Annotated in this window: 13 protein-coding genes; 10 read left to right on the top strand and 3 right to left on the bottom strand. The window is 37.4% G+C overall.

The window, feature by feature from the left end:
- The first annotated feature begins 295 nt into the window (after positions 1 to 295).
- The 4 genes from C7Y47_RS19270 (at position 296) to C7Y47_RS19255 (ending at position 2996) form a co-directional block, all read left to right on the top strand.
- Positions 296 to 682 (top strand): hypothetical protein, encoded by a 387-nt coding sequence (locus C7Y47_RS19270; RefSeq protein WP_142510233.1) that lies wholly within the window; start codon positions 296 to 298, stop codon positions 680 to 682.
- A gap of 70 nt (positions 683 to 752) precedes the next feature.
- Entirely contained in the window at positions 753 to 1295 is a 543-nt protein-coding gene (locus tag C7Y47_RS19265) for a sigma-70 family RNA polymerase sigma factor (protein WP_142510232.1), read from the top strand.
- The gene (locus C7Y47_RS19260) at positions 1279 to 2385 is read left to right on the top strand and encodes a DUF4179 domain-containing protein (protein WP_142510231.1); all 1107 of its coding nucleotides are present in this window, start codon (positions 1279 to 1281) and stop codon (positions 2383 to 2385) included. Before C7Y47_RS19265 ends, C7Y47_RS19260 begins: the two co-directional genes overlap by 17 nt.
- A gap of 86 nt (positions 2386 to 2471) precedes the next feature.
- Positions 2472 to 2996, top strand: coding sequence for a tubby C-terminal domain-like protein (locus C7Y47_RS19255; protein WP_142510230.1), 525 nt, complete (start codon positions 2472 to 2474; stop codon positions 2994 to 2996).
- A gap of 96 nt (positions 2997 to 3092) precedes the next feature.
- Here C7Y47_RS19255 and C7Y47_RS19250 read toward each other — a convergent pair whose 3' ends face one another.
- The 3 genes from C7Y47_RS19250 to C7Y47_RS19240 are packed head-to-tail and all read right to left on the bottom strand — an operon-like array spanning position 3093 to position 6839.
- Positions 3093 to 5597: an ABC transporter permease gene (locus C7Y47_RS19250; RefSeq protein WP_142510229.1), complete on the bottom strand. Its 2505-nt coding sequence runs from the start codon at positions 5595 to 5597 to the stop codon at positions 3093 to 3095.
- The gene (locus C7Y47_RS19245; RefSeq protein ID WP_436970123.1) at positions 5597 to 6325 is read right to left on the bottom strand and encodes an ABC transporter ATP-binding protein; all 729 of its coding nucleotides are present in this window, start codon (positions 6323 to 6325) and stop codon (positions 5597 to 5599) included. The genes C7Y47_RS19250 and C7Y47_RS19245 overlap by 1 nt, the downstream gene beginning before the upstream one ends.
- Before the next feature lie 52 nt (positions 6326 to 6377).
- Positions 6378 to 6839, bottom strand: a complete 462-nt coding sequence (locus tag C7Y47_RS19240; RefSeq protein ID WP_255505267.1) for a sigma-70 family RNA polymerase sigma factor — start codon at positions 6837 to 6839, stop codon at positions 6378 to 6380.
- A 564-nt stretch (positions 6840 to 7403) separates the two neighbouring features.
- Between C7Y47_RS19240 and C7Y47_RS25835 the strand changes: the two genes are divergently transcribed.
- From C7Y47_RS25835 to C7Y47_RS19210, 6 genes are all read left to right on the top strand, one after another.
- Positions 7404 to 8429, top strand: coding sequence for a DoxX-like family protein (locus C7Y47_RS25835; protein WP_255505266.1), 1026 nt, complete (start codon positions 7404 to 7406; stop codon positions 8427 to 8429).
- Positions 8426 to 9037 carry a DUF4166 domain-containing protein gene (locus C7Y47_RS19230; RefSeq protein WP_142510226.1) on the top strand — a complete coding sequence of 204 codons (612 nt, stop codon included), beginning with the start codon at positions 8426 to 8428 and terminating at the stop codon, positions 9035 to 9037. The genes C7Y47_RS25835 and C7Y47_RS19230 overlap by 4 nt, the downstream gene beginning before the upstream one ends.
- Positions 9006 to 10541, top strand: coding sequence for a YndJ family protein (locus C7Y47_RS19225; protein ID WP_142510225.1), 1536 nt, complete (start codon positions 9006 to 9008; stop codon positions 10539 to 10541). Before C7Y47_RS19230 ends, C7Y47_RS19225 begins: the two co-directional genes overlap by 32 nt.
- Positions 10542 to 10611: 70 nt before the next feature.
- Complete coding sequence (locus C7Y47_RS19220) at positions 10612 to 11049, top strand: hypothetical protein (protein ID WP_142510224.1); 438 nt, start codon at positions 10612 to 10614, stop codon at positions 11047 to 11049.
- Between the two features lie 270 nt (positions 11050 to 11319).
- Complete coding sequence (locus tag C7Y47_RS19215; protein WP_142510223.1) at positions 11320 to 13002, top strand: methyl-accepting chemotaxis protein; 1683 nt, start codon at positions 11320 to 11322, stop codon at positions 13000 to 13002.
- Between the two features lie 264 nt (positions 13003 to 13266).
- On the top strand, positions 13267 to 14913 hold the full coding sequence (locus C7Y47_RS19210) for a right-handed parallel beta-helix repeat-containing protein (protein ID WP_142510222.1): 1647 nt from the start codon (positions 13267 to 13269) through the stop codon (positions 14911 to 14913).
- Positions 14914 to 15256: the final 343 nt, after the last annotated feature.

The following is a 15256-nucleotide window of genomic DNA, read 5'->3' as shown; positions in this document are numbered from 1 at the left end:
TATCAATCAGACGTTTAGATAAAAATCAGGGTTGAAAACTTTGTATAATATTTTTACACAATATTAAGGACTTGACTGATAAAAAGCTTGTTAGCAGCGAAACTTTATGGTTTAGCGGCGTTCTTTGCTTAGTTGGCGGTGCAATTCTAGGGTTTAGCGGCGTTCTTTGCGTGGTTGGCGGCGAAACTCAAAGTTTTAGCGGCAAATTTCAACGTAAGCTGTAAAAATTTAGGGAAATTAAAATCGGGGTTGAAAAACTTTGTATAGAATTTTACACAATATTAAGGACTGACTGATGTTCCGTTTTCTATCAGCGATTATGGCTCTCTTATCAGCGATGTTCTGCGTTCTATCAGCGATTATGGCTCTCTTATCAGCGATGTTCTGCGTTCTATCAGCGATTATGGCTCTCTTATCAGCGATGTTCTGCGTTCTATCAGCGATTATGGCTCTCTTATCAGCGATGTTCTGCGTTCTATCAGCGATTATGGCTCTCTTATCAGCGATGTTCTGCGTTCTATCAGCGATTATGGCTCTCTTATCAGCGATGTTCTGCGTTCTATCAGCGATTATGGCTCTCTTATCAGCGATGTTTCGCGTTCAATCAGCGATTATGGCTCTCTTATCAGCGATGTTCCGTGTTCTATCAGCGGTTCTCGCTCTCTTGGATAGAAGTTTATAAAAAGAATTTTTTTCAAAGTGAAACCTTTTGATTGGGTTAATTACTCTAAGTATTGAAAGGAGGAAACAGCATGGAACATGACTTATCGATCGTTAAACAGGCTATTACAGGAAATAAGGAAGCGTTTGAGCAGCTACTCATTTTAGAGGAAGAAAAATTATTTTATACCGCGCTTTCTTATGTTGGCCAAAAAGAGGATGCATTGGACGCTATTCAAGAAGCAGCATGTAAAGCCTATCTAACCGTGCATCAACTAAAGCATCCGGAATTTTTCTCCACATGGCTGTTTCGGATTTTAATACATGAATGCTATCGTTTGCTAAAAAAAGGGCAGAAAATCATTCCTTATGAAGAAAGTGAATTATTAAGTAGTTTACAGGAGCAAGAAAATGTTATGGCGAATCCAATCGATTTATCGGATGCTATACAGCTTTTGAATCATTCTCAGCAAATGGCCATCATTTTATTTTATTATCATGATTTACCGATTAAAGAAATATCAGAAGTAATGGAAAAGCCAGTTAGCACTATTAAAACGTATTTGCATCGTGGAAAAAAACAACTAAAACGAGAATTAGAAAGGAGTGCAACGTTTAATGAAAAAGCCATTTAATGAAAACAGTACCCTTCCGGAATTCCCAAGGGATGAGGTACGAGCAGCGATTGCCAATGGCATAAAACAAGCAGAGGAGCAAAAAAATATGACTCAAACACCTGTACAAATTAAAAGAAAAAGCAAACGAAAACCATTATTATATGTAGCAAGTACAGCAGCCGCATTTAGTATTATGGTAGGTTCTGCCGCGTATGTATCACCAACTTTCGCAAGCACATTATCACAACTACCAATTGTCGGGTCGGTATTCAGTAACTCAGGTTTACCTGGGCTAAAACAAGCTAGTGAACAAGGATTAACAAGCACTATTGGAGAAAATCATTCAATTAATGGTATTTCTGTAACGATAGACGAAGTTCTTTATGATGAATCTAATATTACGGTAGGATTTACAGTTAATTCTAAAAAGGAATTAAGTAAGGATTACTTTGGGGCAGGACTGGACTTTACTATTAATGGTAAAAACCCTGAAGTGGCATCTGGAAGCTTTAATGAAAAGGTAATAAGCCCAACGGTTCATACAGGTCTTGCAAGATTTGCTGTGATGGGAAAGATGCCGGATTCCTTTGAAATGGGCTTAATGTTAGAAGGGAAAGAAGGGGAGAAATGGGAATTTACAGTTCCTGTTAAAAAGATTACGAATATTATTGATGTACCAGTTAATCATCAGCAGCAAGCAGAGGGCATTCAACTGAATGTGTCCAAAATTTCATTAAGCCCATCAGGTATAGCACTTGACTATAAAGCTACTGAAAAGGGGACAATTGATAATCCACAAGTAGGTGCATCGTTTATAGAATTCCGTATTACCGATCAGAATGGCCAGGAGATTACTTCGCATTCTGGTGGAGTAGAAGGTCATTTCGATAATGGTGTATGGAACTTTAGCAGCATCAAGTCTTTTGACCCGATTTCACACGATGTTCAAAAATTAACGATTACTCCATATTTAATGCTTCCTTCAGACGGGGGCGGTGTACAAATGGATAAGGATGGCATAGAAACAAAAATACCATTCGATAAGTCATCACTAAAAGAAGTGAAGTTCCAACCATTCGCAGTAGAAATACCTAAGCAAAATAAATAAACATTCAGGCGTCAAATACAACCTTTGTATTTGGCGCTTATTTTATGTTAGTTTATAGAAAGCAACTGAATGAAGGAGCGAACGGATTGAAGATTTATACATACAAACAACCAGCGGCCATTGAGTCAACAGAATCAGTAGCCATTTTAAATGAAGCGGGGGAAGTATCGTCGACTGTTCAACGTGTTTATTCGAATGGACTGAAAAAGGCATTTGACCGCACGATGGACTATCGCTATTTTGTACGTTTTGATGTTAGTGATGTCACTGGTCAGTCTCTTTTCACATGTAAGAAGATGTCGCGTCGTGGTCGAGTGCATTTTATAGGGAAGGATTTCGTCACAGGCAAAGAGTATATGATTGCCTATGATGGCTGGCAAATTATGATCCCTGATTTAATCATTACAGATGGCGTCCAAAAAATAAATCTGAACAAAGAGATGGAGGACTGGTCTATATTTTCTCTTGATGATCAACCAATTGCACGCTGGCAAGCTATTTTTTGTGAGACGCATTTTGAGATTACGCTACAAATTGAAGACAACAGCCCGATACAGCATGAAGCATTTTTTATTGCGATCGGACAGGCAGTGCTGTTTGTAGGAGCGTAAGATGTCGATAAATTTGAAAAAGTGTCTGATAAACTGAAAAATTTGAGCGATAAATGAAAAACAGACCCTCTGCTACATAAGAGGGTCTGCTTTCATTTAAATATCAAGCATTTCATTCGCTAATTTTTTACGACTTATCCAGTAACCTTGTAGCGTAAAGACAGTAAGTGTCGCGACTAAAAAGACGGTACTCGTAACACCTAATGTAACGAAGTCATAAGATCCTCCGTCAATCGTAAACATTAATTTTGTAAACAGAAGTCCAAGAAATGTCCCAACAGCCAGTCCATAAAGTACAAAGGATAACACTTGCGTCAAAATCAGCTTGATTATCCCTCGCGGTGAAAGACCTATAAGCCGCTGAATTGCATAATCGGCACGTTTTGAGTAAATGGAGTGAAGCAGTGTTTGTAATACACCGAGACAAGTAGCAGAAATTAAAATAACAAAGACTCCAACAAAAAGGCTCCAGCGTTGGAAGGTCATTTCATCATTTTGTTTGATAAATGTCTCTTTATCAGTAATTTTTAAAGCTGGCCAACGCTCTTGTAAGTATGAGAGATCAGCTAATGCCTGCTCTGTATCATCTGCTTCTACCATTATGTTTGTAATGATAGTTGAATCAGAAGATACTATAAAAGAGGACCAATCCACAAATAAATCTATATATTTATTATAAGAATCAAGAGCTACATCAATTACTAGCAATTCACCAATTGGCACATTTTGTTGAAGTGTTTCATCAAATGTCCCTGCCATTATACGATCACCAACTGCTAATTGATGTTTTCTAGCAAATCTTTCTGTAATGATCACTCCATTTTTCAAATCTCCTTTAACAGCATCAAGCTTTTTTAATTGGACGTATTTTTCAACATCAACGGCCTCGAAGTTACTACCTTCTTCCCAGCCATTTTCGCCTTCAAGCGCGATCCAAGGTGCTTCACTTCGTGCATAGGCATAGGCCACACTCGGCAATGCCTCAATTTCATTTATTAAATCCGGTGTAATGGTTGGGTCATTTAATTCATTATCAATTTTAATCGATGTTTCATATTGTGAGTTAATATACTCATATGAGCTTTGCTGAGCAGATTTAAATAAAGAGCTACCAAATATTAAAATGACCATTAACCCGATAATACTAAGTATAATCGGCATATTTCTTCGTACTTGTGGCATAAGCTGCTGACACGCTAAGTATGCTTCTTTGCCGAGCACAGTACGAATAGGCTTTAATGTAATTTTGAATAGTGCTGTAAAGAGGTATGGCATTATATAAAGGAAAATTCCACTAACAAGTAATGTACCAATTAATATCATTAGTGCACCTTTGCCACTATTTTTACCGACTTGATAAGCATTCAAAAAGAAGAATAGTGATATGAACGCAACGCCACTCACAACAATCGTTTTCCATTTTGTCCATCGTAAACTTAAATTTTCATTCTCTGTTGCGATTTGTAAAGGTAATAGACTTGAGCTTTTATGAACTTGCCATTGTGTGATTAACTGTAGCAATAAAAAACTTACAATAGCAATCACCAACACAAAGATCATCGGTAAATCAGTTTTTGAATCCGGCATTTTCATCAAGGTAATGAGCTGTGGTAGCCAACTTTTTATTACCAATAAACTGACCGCTGTCCCCAGCAATACGCCGAAGCCAATGATTGTAGATAATTGCAATTGTACAATGCGTCCTACTTGCTCTGTGGAGGCGCCAAGTGCACGAAATACCATAAGCTGTTCTTTAATTTTGTAAAATAATAGCTGGAATGTTGATAGCAGTAAAACACTTGAAATAAGTAGTATAAAGAATGAAAGTACAACCATAAAAATGATTAATGCTTGTAAATTTCTCTTAATTTCATCGTAGTCACTCATAACATCTACACGTAAAGTTTCATCAAACTGTTTCAATTCCGTACCCACTAAGGTAGCCACATTATCTTCTGTTTTAATGAGTGCAAACATACCAGCTGTTTGTGCATTACTATTATTCATCCAAGTTTTCAACTCATCATTTTGCATAAGGATAAAATTAGGACTATCTGTACCTTTAAGGGGTGGAAGGATTTCTTGTATCGTAAAGCTACTTATATTTACTTCAACAGAGTTTCCAACCGTTTTATTGAAAGTAACGTTTAGCGTATCGCCGACCTCTTTGTGAAAAAGACGTGCCACATTTTCAGCAATCACAACTTCGTTCGGACCAAGATCGACATTAAAATGATAGCGGCTTTTCACTAAGTCATCATTTTCCACACCAACTGTATAAAATGATGTATTTTTCTCATTTTCAACATATGTTTGAGCAAGTGACACACTCGAAACTTTTGTAACACCAGTCATTGCTTCGAAATTTTCAATTTGCTGTGAAGTTAACAACCTATTTTGATCGGGGTTATAGCCGACCATTAAATCCATTTCGCCAAATTGTGCTTGTATGTCTTCTTTCATTTGACTATGGGCATTCCATATGTAAACACTCATTGTCATCACTAGACAAATAGAAATGGTGATAATACTAATACTCGTTAATACATTGGCCCACGCTGCACGAAATAGCTTCAGAGCAATAGTACGCATCGTAAACATTACATATCACCTCTAGTAATAAGCTTAAACTTTGCTAAAATACAATCTAAATCCTCTGCCGTTTGCTTATTTTGATAGGAGTCCACAATGGCACCATCATGGAAGAATAATACGCGATTTGCATAAGTAGCCACATAAGGGTCATGTGTCACGAGTAACATGGTTTGATTCATATTTTTTTGCAAGTCTACTAACAGCTCTAAAATTTCATCGGTCGTATTCACATCCAATGCACCAGTCGGCTCATCTGCCAGTAATATTGGTGGATTTGCAATGATGGCGCGGGCTATAGCAACCCGTTGCTTTTGACCACCAGAAAGCTCATTTGGTCGATGCTTTGCCCAGGCGGCAATATTTAGCTTCTCCATCATTTGCTGAACACGGACTTTGATCTCTTTACTTGGCACATCATTGAGGATAAGGGGGAGCGCGATATTATCTTCAACTGATAAATCCTTTAACAAATGGAATGATTGAAAGATAAAACCGATATTCTCTTTACGAAATTTCGATGCTTTTGGCTCTTGATAAATATCATGCGCTTCCTTTCCAAATAAAAATAACGCTCCTTCAGTCGGTTCATCGATGGCACTAATCATATTGAGCAGTGTACTTTTACCAGAACCGCTCGTCCCCATAATGGCCACCATTTCGCCTTCATAAATCGTACAATGGATATTTTTTAATGCATTGACCGTATGATGCTTTTGTTGAAAGATTTTTGACATCCCTTCAATACGTAACACTTCTGTTAAACGTCCTTCGGGGATTGGAATCGCATTAATAACTCCTTTCAACGGATTGAACCCATTCATCAATATATGCCCCCTTTAATTGTTGTCGTAAAGCTTGTAAGCCTCTGCGAATATGAGTTTTTACAGTGCCCTCAGGACATTGTAAAATCACTGCAATATCCTTTACCGAGTAGTCCTGATAAAAACGTAATAGTAAAACCGTTTTGTATTTTTCCTCTAGCTCGCAGAGAGAATGCCATAAATCAAGTTCTTCTTCGATATAGGTAGGTGATGTACTTTTAAGATCCTTTAATGTATGTGGTTCTACAAGCTGTACCGAGTTTTTCTTGGCAAGATAGGTTTTACAGCAATTGATAATAATGCGCGTTAACCAGGTAGAAAAATATTGAGGGTCCTTTAATTGAGGTAAGCCCTCATATGCACGGATAATGGACTGTTGAAAAACTTCTACGGCGTCATTTTCATTTTGGACATAAACATAAGCCATTCGATATAACTTATGTTGCTCCTGCTCAATAAGCTGATAAAAAGCTTGCTCATCTCCGTTTTGTGCTAACTGTACTAGTGATTCTTGCAGTGTAGTAATGAAAAACGCCTCCTTCTGACTATTAGACTTGGCAAACTATCATTTCGATTCAACTTTTTTTATTTTATGGGAATTTAGTGGGTCATTCCCCCAAAAAACAGGAGATTGCATTTGTTAAAGACTTTACAATGTATATTAGTTGATCTTCGTTCCGACGGATAAACCTTTTATAACGCCTTCGTGACCAACACCGTGTTCGTCCAAGACCCTGGAGCGAAACGGAAGTTTACTGTGCAAAAGCGAAATGCTAACGTAGCAGCAACAAAGTTTTATCTGTGCGAAAGCGCCCAGTAGGAACGGAAATCAACCCTATGTTATGGTATTGTTCCGATTAAATGGATAAAGTCCAATTTATGGTGAAAAATTAATTTATTGCTATAATACCATTAATAGAGTGGTGGTTATGGAGGATTATAGAAAGTAAACTTAAATAACCAATAAGCTTGTTTGAAGGAGGATATAAAGATGAAGAAAAAGCCTATTTATGTGGAGGTGGATATACGAGCACCCATCAATGAGGCTTGGGAATATACTCAAAACCCTAAGCTGCATGAGCAATGGGATTTACGTTTTACTTCTATTACATATATCGATAAAAAATCTCCTGAAGAACCTCAACACTTTACCTATGAAACGAAGGTGATGCCGGGCATATCAGTTAGTGGCTGGGGTGAGAGTAAAGGAGAGCATCATAAAAAAGATGGCACGAAAACATCCTCGTTACATTTTGGCACACCCCAAAAAATATCTCCAATTGCAGAGGGGAAAGGGTACTGGAAATACATTTCTAACGACAATGGGCTCACATTTTTAACGCAGTATGATTATGATGTTCGCTACGGGAAACTAGGGAAATTATTTGATGCTGTGTTTCGTCCCGTAATGGGCTGGGCTACAGCTCTTAGTTTTGATGTTTTAAAAAGATGGCTTGAAAAAGGAGAAAATCCTTTTTCTCAGTATCGTCGCTTCTTTTTAACAATGCTTATCAGTGTGCTTTTTTGTTTTGTGTGGTTGTACCACGGTCTTGTACCGAAAATTATCGTACAACATCCTACTGAGGTGATGATGATTGAGGAATTACTAGGCGGGGATTTTAGTCAGTTGAATGGATCGGGCGTTGAGCAGAGCGGATCAGCAATCGAGCCGAGCGGAAATGTTGCAGCGAACAAATCTACAGCAATACAAAAACTAGCAGGATCACCTAAGAGTAACACTAGCCAAATCGTAAACTGGATTGGACTTGAAGAGATCATCTTTGCACTTTGTTGGTTATTGCCTCGAGGAAAGCGTTTATTGTTTGGTGTGCAAATATTGCTATTTCCATTTTTAACATTGGGTGCCGTTCTAGCAGATAAAACGATTGCTTCTGCTCCATTTAATCCTGTAACACTTAATGTAGCATTGTGGGTAATGTCCATTATCGGGTTGATTTTAAGTAAAGATATGCCGAGTGCCAAAAGCTGTAAACGAAAGCGAGGAGGAACAGCATGACGATTTATCAAACTTTATTAGGTGAGGACTTTACTCGACTCCATCCAATGCTACAGAAGCGTTATATGTTACCTGTAGATCAGCCTTTTTATGCTACTGGCGTGATGCATAAAATTCAATCTGGTGCAAAGTGGCTGCGTCCTTTTTATGCGATAGCTACCAAAACTAGATTCCTGTTTCCAGAATCAGGCGACGATGTTCCATTCTCAATTTGTAATACTTGTCGAGTATTACCAAATGGGGAACTTGAAGTGTTATGGGAGCGTACTTTCCATTTTTCAAACAGCACTAGACATTTTGATGCGAGAATGACGATTGATCCAATCCGAAAAATAGTGAAAGATTACTTAGGATCACCAGCTCTTTTTTATTCAGATTTGCATTTTGCGGTGACTGGTGAGGGGAAGTTGGTCATTCGCTCCGGAGTCCAACGATTTGTAGTTTCCAAAATAGAATGTTCAATACCCAAAATATTAGAGGGGCGTGTTATCGTCGAGGAAGGATTTGATGACAAAAGGAATGTGTTTACGATTCATGTGTCCATTCATAATCCAATAATAGGGAGGCTGATGATGTATGCTGGTGAATTTACGCAACAATCTAAGTAGTCCTGTCCTACTATTAGGGCTTATGCTGTCGGTCGTTTGTTATTTGTTTAGCCCGCAGCCTGAATATCTGTTGCTACTCACAGTTGCACAGCTGATCTTTGTTCCAGCGATGGTGAAAATGGTCATTTCCTTTAACAAAGCCGGCGATGCTATTATTGTCACGATGATGCTTGCTATTACGTTGTTACATTGGTGGTCTGAAGGCTGGATAGCAATCGTTCTCGTACTTATTTATGTTCTTTATACGGCGTTTATAGCTATACAAGGTTTGAAGCGATTTTTACAGCGAGGCTTTACAAACATGGCTGAGATATCAATTGACGTGGGGCTTATTTATATATTGATCGGTGGACTATGGTTTTTTGCTTTTATCGCCAACATCGATACAGGTTTTTCATCGTTAATAACATGGTTAACAGCCATCCATTTTCATTATTCAGCTTGTTTACTAACTATTTCTATAGGTCTTTTTGGGCGAATACATAAGAGTAGATGGTACAATGCAGTCGTTGTTATATTATTGACAGGTCCACTTCTTGTTGCAATAGGTATAACGTACGCTACAATAATAGAAATTATATCAGTGACACTTTATATCGCAGCAATTTACAGTTTATTTTTCCTTGCTTTAAAAACGAAACTTCCTCGTGGACAAGGTTTACTATTACGCATTTCCTATGGGTCACTATGTATCACGATAATATGGTCATTTATGTATGCATTTGGCTATGTAGGGATACCAGAAATGCTAAAATTTCATGGATTTATGAATGGTATTTTTTTCGGTAGTGTAGGGGTGCTAGCTTGGGCTATAGCTATTCCCGAAACTAAATTTCAACCATTCCATTTTCCAGTAAGCCAAATTAGGGGGAAATTGCGAGAACGAAAAGACCCGCACCCTGGTTTAGTCGATGCGCTTAGTGACTTTGTGGATACGACAAAGCTGCCACACATCATTTCACATTTTTATGAAGAAACAAATCAGTATCGATTAATGGCATCTGTAAGGTGGAAAATCTGGTTTAAACCGTTTGCTTTGATTTATCAAGGCTTAAGTCGCTTCATGCAACAGCTGAATTTACCCTTCTCCAGTAAGCAAATTGAGATGACAGGAAAGGTTGTTAAAGTTGATGAGCTATACGATGGACGTCCAGCTCCACGTGCCTGGATTCGTAAAATAGACAAACAAACAACCTTTGTCGCAATCTATTCAAAGCATACGACAGGACAAACCACCTATATGAATATTGCACTTCCACTGCCTTTTTCAACAATGATTGGCGTGTTACATTTATATGATGAGAATGGTGCTTTATATTTAACGAGTAATCACGATGGGGATGCTGGGATTTATTTAGCCATCAACCATTTTTTATTTCAACTACCTTTACAGGAGCATTTTAAGATAAAGGCAGAAGATGAAACAACACTAACGGCTGTGCACAAAATGCGTATTTTCGGTCTACCTTTTTTAGAAATTAACTATCAAATAACAAGAAAATAGAGTCTTATTGAAGGAATCAGCCTATCTTTACTAGAAGGTCATATAGACACAATAATAAAGGGGTGATTCGTTGCGATTAACGAAAGGGATTTCAGGTTTTGATGCAGACCATCTCATTGAACAGGATATGCGATCTTTCCAGTCGATGGTTTATCATTTAGTTACAAGTGAACAACGAGCAAAAGCTCTACAATTTATTGATCAGCCTCATTTTGTTTATATGCAAGCGGTGATTCAACTGGAAGATGAGTGTTTGACGATCATTCATCATAGGCTGACGCCTTATATTGCATTTGCAAAGTTTGATGAAGAGTTAAACTTCCAATTTTTAACAAAAGCTCAATTGCACAAATATTTTCCGATGCGTAAATGCCTTACTGCCGATACACTAAACACATTGTTGATGCAGGATAAGGAGTTGCACAGTTTATCGGAGGTAGAATGGAAATACATTTCACACTTTGATAGTAAAACAATCGGAGATGTTATGTTTAATTATTGGGATTAATATTTAAATAGAAGGAACAGTCTACTTTTGAGGCTGTTCCTTTCGTGTGTCAAAAGTCCTGTTGTGTAATTTTCTAGTTAGTCCATCTGTCCGAAAATTATGGAAATTATTATCTGCTAAAAATTACATGAAAATCAACTAGTTATTTCATTTAATCTAGTTAAAATTCCAAATCAATCCAAACTTGGCTCAAGAGTGTTAAATTACTAATGGTGTGCAAATTATGACAATGCACATTAGATTGCATTTGGAAAGTAAGGAGCATTTGAAATGAATTTTAAGTCAATTAGTAAAAGAATCGTTTTTTCCTTTAGCATTGTAGTAGCAGTAGTGATTTTATACATTGGTTACAATTTTTATGCAGTCAACCAAAGCAACAGCGCAACGGAACAAATTATTGATGAAGAAATGCAATTACTAATTACAGATTATGAGGAAGCTCAGACGATAGGGCTAAGAATTGCAGCAGCTAGAGGTTATGTACTTTCTGGTGATGAAAAGTATAAGAAAATTTTTGAAGATAATGTAAAGCGTGCGGATGAGAATGAGAAACAACGTTTAGTAATATCAGAGACAGGTGATTTCAACAAATTTGCGGAAATGGCTAAAGAATGGAGCAGTTATATTGAAAAAGAAGTATTTACTGTTTATGATCAAGGCCAAATTGAACAAGCGACGAAAAATTTAGCAACTATGAGTAATAAGGCGACGGAAATACGTGAAGGCTTTGAGGGGTTAGCAGAGCATCGTAAGCAATCGATTAATGCGACTGGTGCAGACATTGTCAGTGCAGGGGAGACTAAGCAGCTTACAGGTATAATCGTCGGTATTGTGATTGTTATCGTGTCCAGCGTGATTGCATTATTAAGTGCTCGAATCATTTCTAGACCAATCATCGCTGTGACAAATCGTATGCAACGAATTACTGAAGGTGATTTAAGTGAGCCTGCACTTGTGGTGAATTCCAAAGATGAAGTAGGAAGGCTTACAGAAGCAACTAATACGATGTCCGATATTTTGAACCGTTTATTAAAGCAAATTCAAACAGTGTCGAATGATGTAGCTGCGCATAGTGAAGAGCTTATGCAATCAGCGACAGAGGTGAAAACGGCTACGGAACAAATTGTTGATACAGTCACTGAAATCGCGAGTGGCACAGAAGTGCAGGCAAGTAATGCATCAGATGTAGCTACAACAATGACAGAATTCACCTTAAAGATAACAGATGTCAATAATAGCAGTACGGATGTTCAGCAATATTCCCAAAATGTTATGGCTTTAACGAAAGAGGGCCAAGATTTAATGGACGCATCTACTGAGCAAATGACATCCATTCATCATATTGTGAAGGATGCAGTTCATAAGGTGGACGAACTAAGTAAACAAACTCAGGACATTTCAAAAATCGTGGCAGTGATACAGGGTATTGCTGCACAAACGAATTTACTGGCACTTAATGCAGCGATCGAAGCGGCTCGAGCAGGAGAAAATGGTAAAGGATTTGCGGTCGTTGCAGATGAGGTTCGTAAACTTGCTGAACAAGTAGCAGTCTCGGTTGACGATATCACAGGCATCGTACAAAAAATTCAACAAGATTCAAACACGGTGACATCCTCATTGGAAAATGGCTACGAAGAGGTTGAAAAAGGCACAACTCAAATTGTCTCCACAAATGAAACATTCAGCCAGATTGCAGAAGCTGTTTACTCAATGTCAGCAAACATTGACAGCATGACGACAAAGCTAGAAGACGTAGTACAAAGCACTGTCAATATTAATAACTCAGTGGACGAAATTGCCGCTGTCTCGGAGCAATCCGCTGCAGGCATACAGCAAAGTTCTGCAACAATCGAACAAGCAGCCAGCTCTATGGATGAAATCAATAATAGATCAGCCAATTTAGCACAAATGGCAGAGAGTTTAAACGACCTTGTTAGGAAATTTAAATTGTAATTATGTCTGTTGTAATTCTGGACTTGCATTTAATACGGAATCATAAGTAGCTGCACCGAAAATTTAAAATCAGTTAAACCAGCAATGACGAGAAAATTGTTTAATTGCTGGTTTTTTATTGTTTACTTTAGAAGGATGAAATAGAAAATATATGTATTGTCTACGCTCTATAAATGAATCGATTGTAAATTATTTGTACAAAATTGAATAATAGGAAGTTCAATGGGGATATAAATAAAAGAAAACCGACATAGGAGTGTAGAGATGGCGACACTTGTTGTAAAAAGAAGTATTATGCACAGATACCAAAGTATTGGGCAGGCGATTCAAGAGGCAGAGCCGGGGGATTTGATTGAAATCCGGGACGGGATATATGAAGAAAGCTTCGAAATTTCCAAAAGGCTGACACTTTATGGAGTGGGGAATGTGACCATTAAAGGGGGCGTGTTTATCCGCTATCAGACACTTGTAAATATGCGAAACCTGCGTTTTACTCAAGGGCATGGTATTTATGTAAAGGGAGATTTACAGCTAGAAAACTGTGTCATTGAGCAACAAATGGTGCAGACACAAGTGACCGTAAGCTTCGGTAGTTTAATGATGAAAAATGTCGATATTTTAGCAAGTCCAATCAATCATTTTGGTTTAAGTATTGATAATGGCTCAAGCGTTATTCTAGTGGATACAACGATCCAGCATCATGTTAAAGCTCAAATTAATGTGCAAAATAGTGAAATCGCATTAACTAATTGTATGCTGTTAGAAGGGCAAACGAATGGCATTTATGCAATGCGTGAAGTGAAAATGGAGCTTGTGGATTGTGAAATTCATGGACATAAAAAGGCACAAATTGTAGCAGCCTTCAGTTCAATTTCAATGACCAATACACTTATTCACCAAGGGAAAGATGTAGGGGTGCAAGTTTTTGATAGCTCGAAACTAACGATGGATGGCTGTGAAATCAAGCATCATCAAGACACGCAACTGGTTGTTCATCAAAGTGAATTGATGGTGACAGATTCTATCTTTTCTGATGGAGTAGGAAACGGGCTATATGTTGGTGAGAAATCTAGGGCGATCATATATGATTGTAAGATCCAGCGTCATGTGAAGTCTCAGTTGTTAATTGAAAATAGTAAAGCGGAGTTTCGTACATGTAGGATAAATAAGGGAAGGGCAACAGGCGTTACGATTGTCAACGAAGCCGATGTATCGATGACAGAGTGTGATCTCCAAGAACACCCACAATTTCACTTTATTATTGACTCAAGCGGGTTAAAGCTCAATCAGTGTAAGATCCAATTTGGGCAGGCGGGTGGTATTTATGGCAATGATCACGCCAAAATTACGCTGCAGAATACAATAATTCAAGAGCTTGAAAGTCATCATATTTATATAAATAATGCTCGACTCTTTACAGATAATTGTACGTTTGACCACATTAGCGGAAATGCGATTACTTGTATTGATGCTATTTTTGAAGTTACGAATAGTGAATTTAGCAACTGTTATGAAGGTAAATATGCAATAGTTTGGTCTGATAAGTCAATCGGGCGTATTGAGCATTGTACGATTGATAAAGCAGATCGCCCATTTTTAGCGATGTCCAATCAATCTTTACTTGAGATGGTGTATACAGATTTAACGGCTGTAAAAATACCGGCTATTGTACAGGGGAAGAGCCAATTATTTATCGAAGGGTATACTAACAAGACAATATGGAAGACTGATACAACGTCGAGAATAGTTAATTTGCCAGTCAATACTAGTGACAAGACAAAGAATGTTATATTCAATCAAACAAAAATAGCTGGTATCCAAAAATTGGATGAAAAATTACGAATACCAGTTGAAAATTTACAAAAATTTAACATTAATGTCCCAGATAATAATATTAACAAAACAGTGTAAATTAACCGAATACAAAAGAAGGATAAGTAGTTTCGATTATTTTGAAATTACTTTTTTTGTGAGCTAAAAGCAATGTGTAACGACAGATGATGTATAATAAAGATAAAAATGTATTAAAAAAATGAGCATTTTATTTGTTGTCCTTATTCATTCAAACATGCTTTCGTATTTAGACTTATAAGCCGTGCTGTAGAATACTAAAATTCGACAAATGGGATTGATATTTTTATAATAGAATTAATAAATATCAAAAATCGTTACACATCCTTCACTGAAAATTATTATTGAATAATAATGTTTTTTTATAGAAGTTGGAATTTTATTAAAATAAAGTAAAATTTGG

Origin of the sequence: Lysinibacillus sphaericus (genome assembly GCF_006864135.1) — a bacterium.
In the GTDB taxonomy this organism is placed as follows: Bacteria; Bacillota; Bacilli; order Bacillales_A; family Planococcaceae; genus Lysinibacillus.
This window is presented reverse-complemented; position numbering and strand designations above follow the sequence as displayed.

Coding starts and splice junctions, on each gene's coding strand:
- C7Y47_RS19270 (WP_142510233.1), top strand. CDS start 296: ATGTTCCGTTTTCTATCAGCGATTATGGCTCTCTTATCAGCGATGTTC.
- C7Y47_RS19265 (WP_142510232.1), top strand. CDS start 753: ATGGAACATGACTTATCGATCGTTAAACAGGCTATTACAGGAAATAAG.
- C7Y47_RS19260 (WP_142510231.1), top strand. CDS start 1,279: ATGAAAAAGCCATTTAATGAAAACAGTACCCTTCCGGAATTCCCAAGG.
- C7Y47_RS19250 (WP_142510229.1), bottom strand. CDS start 5,597: ATGTTTACGATGCGTACTATTGCTCTGAAGCTATTTCGTGCAGCGTGG.
- C7Y47_RS19245 (WP_436970123.1), bottom strand. CDS start 6,325: ATGTCAAAAATCTTTCAACAAAAGCATCATACGGTCAATGCATTAAAA.
- C7Y47_RS19240 (WP_255505267.1), bottom strand. CDS start 6,839: ATGGCTTATGTTTATGTCCAAAATGAAAATGACGCCGTAGAAGTTTTT.
- C7Y47_RS25835 (WP_255505266.1), top strand. CDS start 7,404: ATGAAGAAAAAGCCTATTTATGTGGAGGTGGATATACGAGCACCCATC.
- C7Y47_RS19230 (WP_142510226.1), top strand. CDS start 8,426: ATGACGATTTATCAAACTTTATTAGGTGAGGACTTTACTCGACTCCAT.
- C7Y47_RS19225 (WP_142510225.1), top strand. CDS start 9,006: ATGCTGGTGAATTTACGCAACAATCTAAGTAGTCCTGTCCTACTATTA.
- C7Y47_RS19215 (WP_142510223.1), top strand. CDS start 11,320: ATGAATTTTAAGTCAATTAGTAAAAGAATCGTTTTTTCCTTTAGCATT.
- C7Y47_RS19210 (WP_142510222.1), top strand. CDS start 13,267: ATGGCGACACTTGTTGTAAAAAGAAGTATTATGCACAGATACCAAAGT.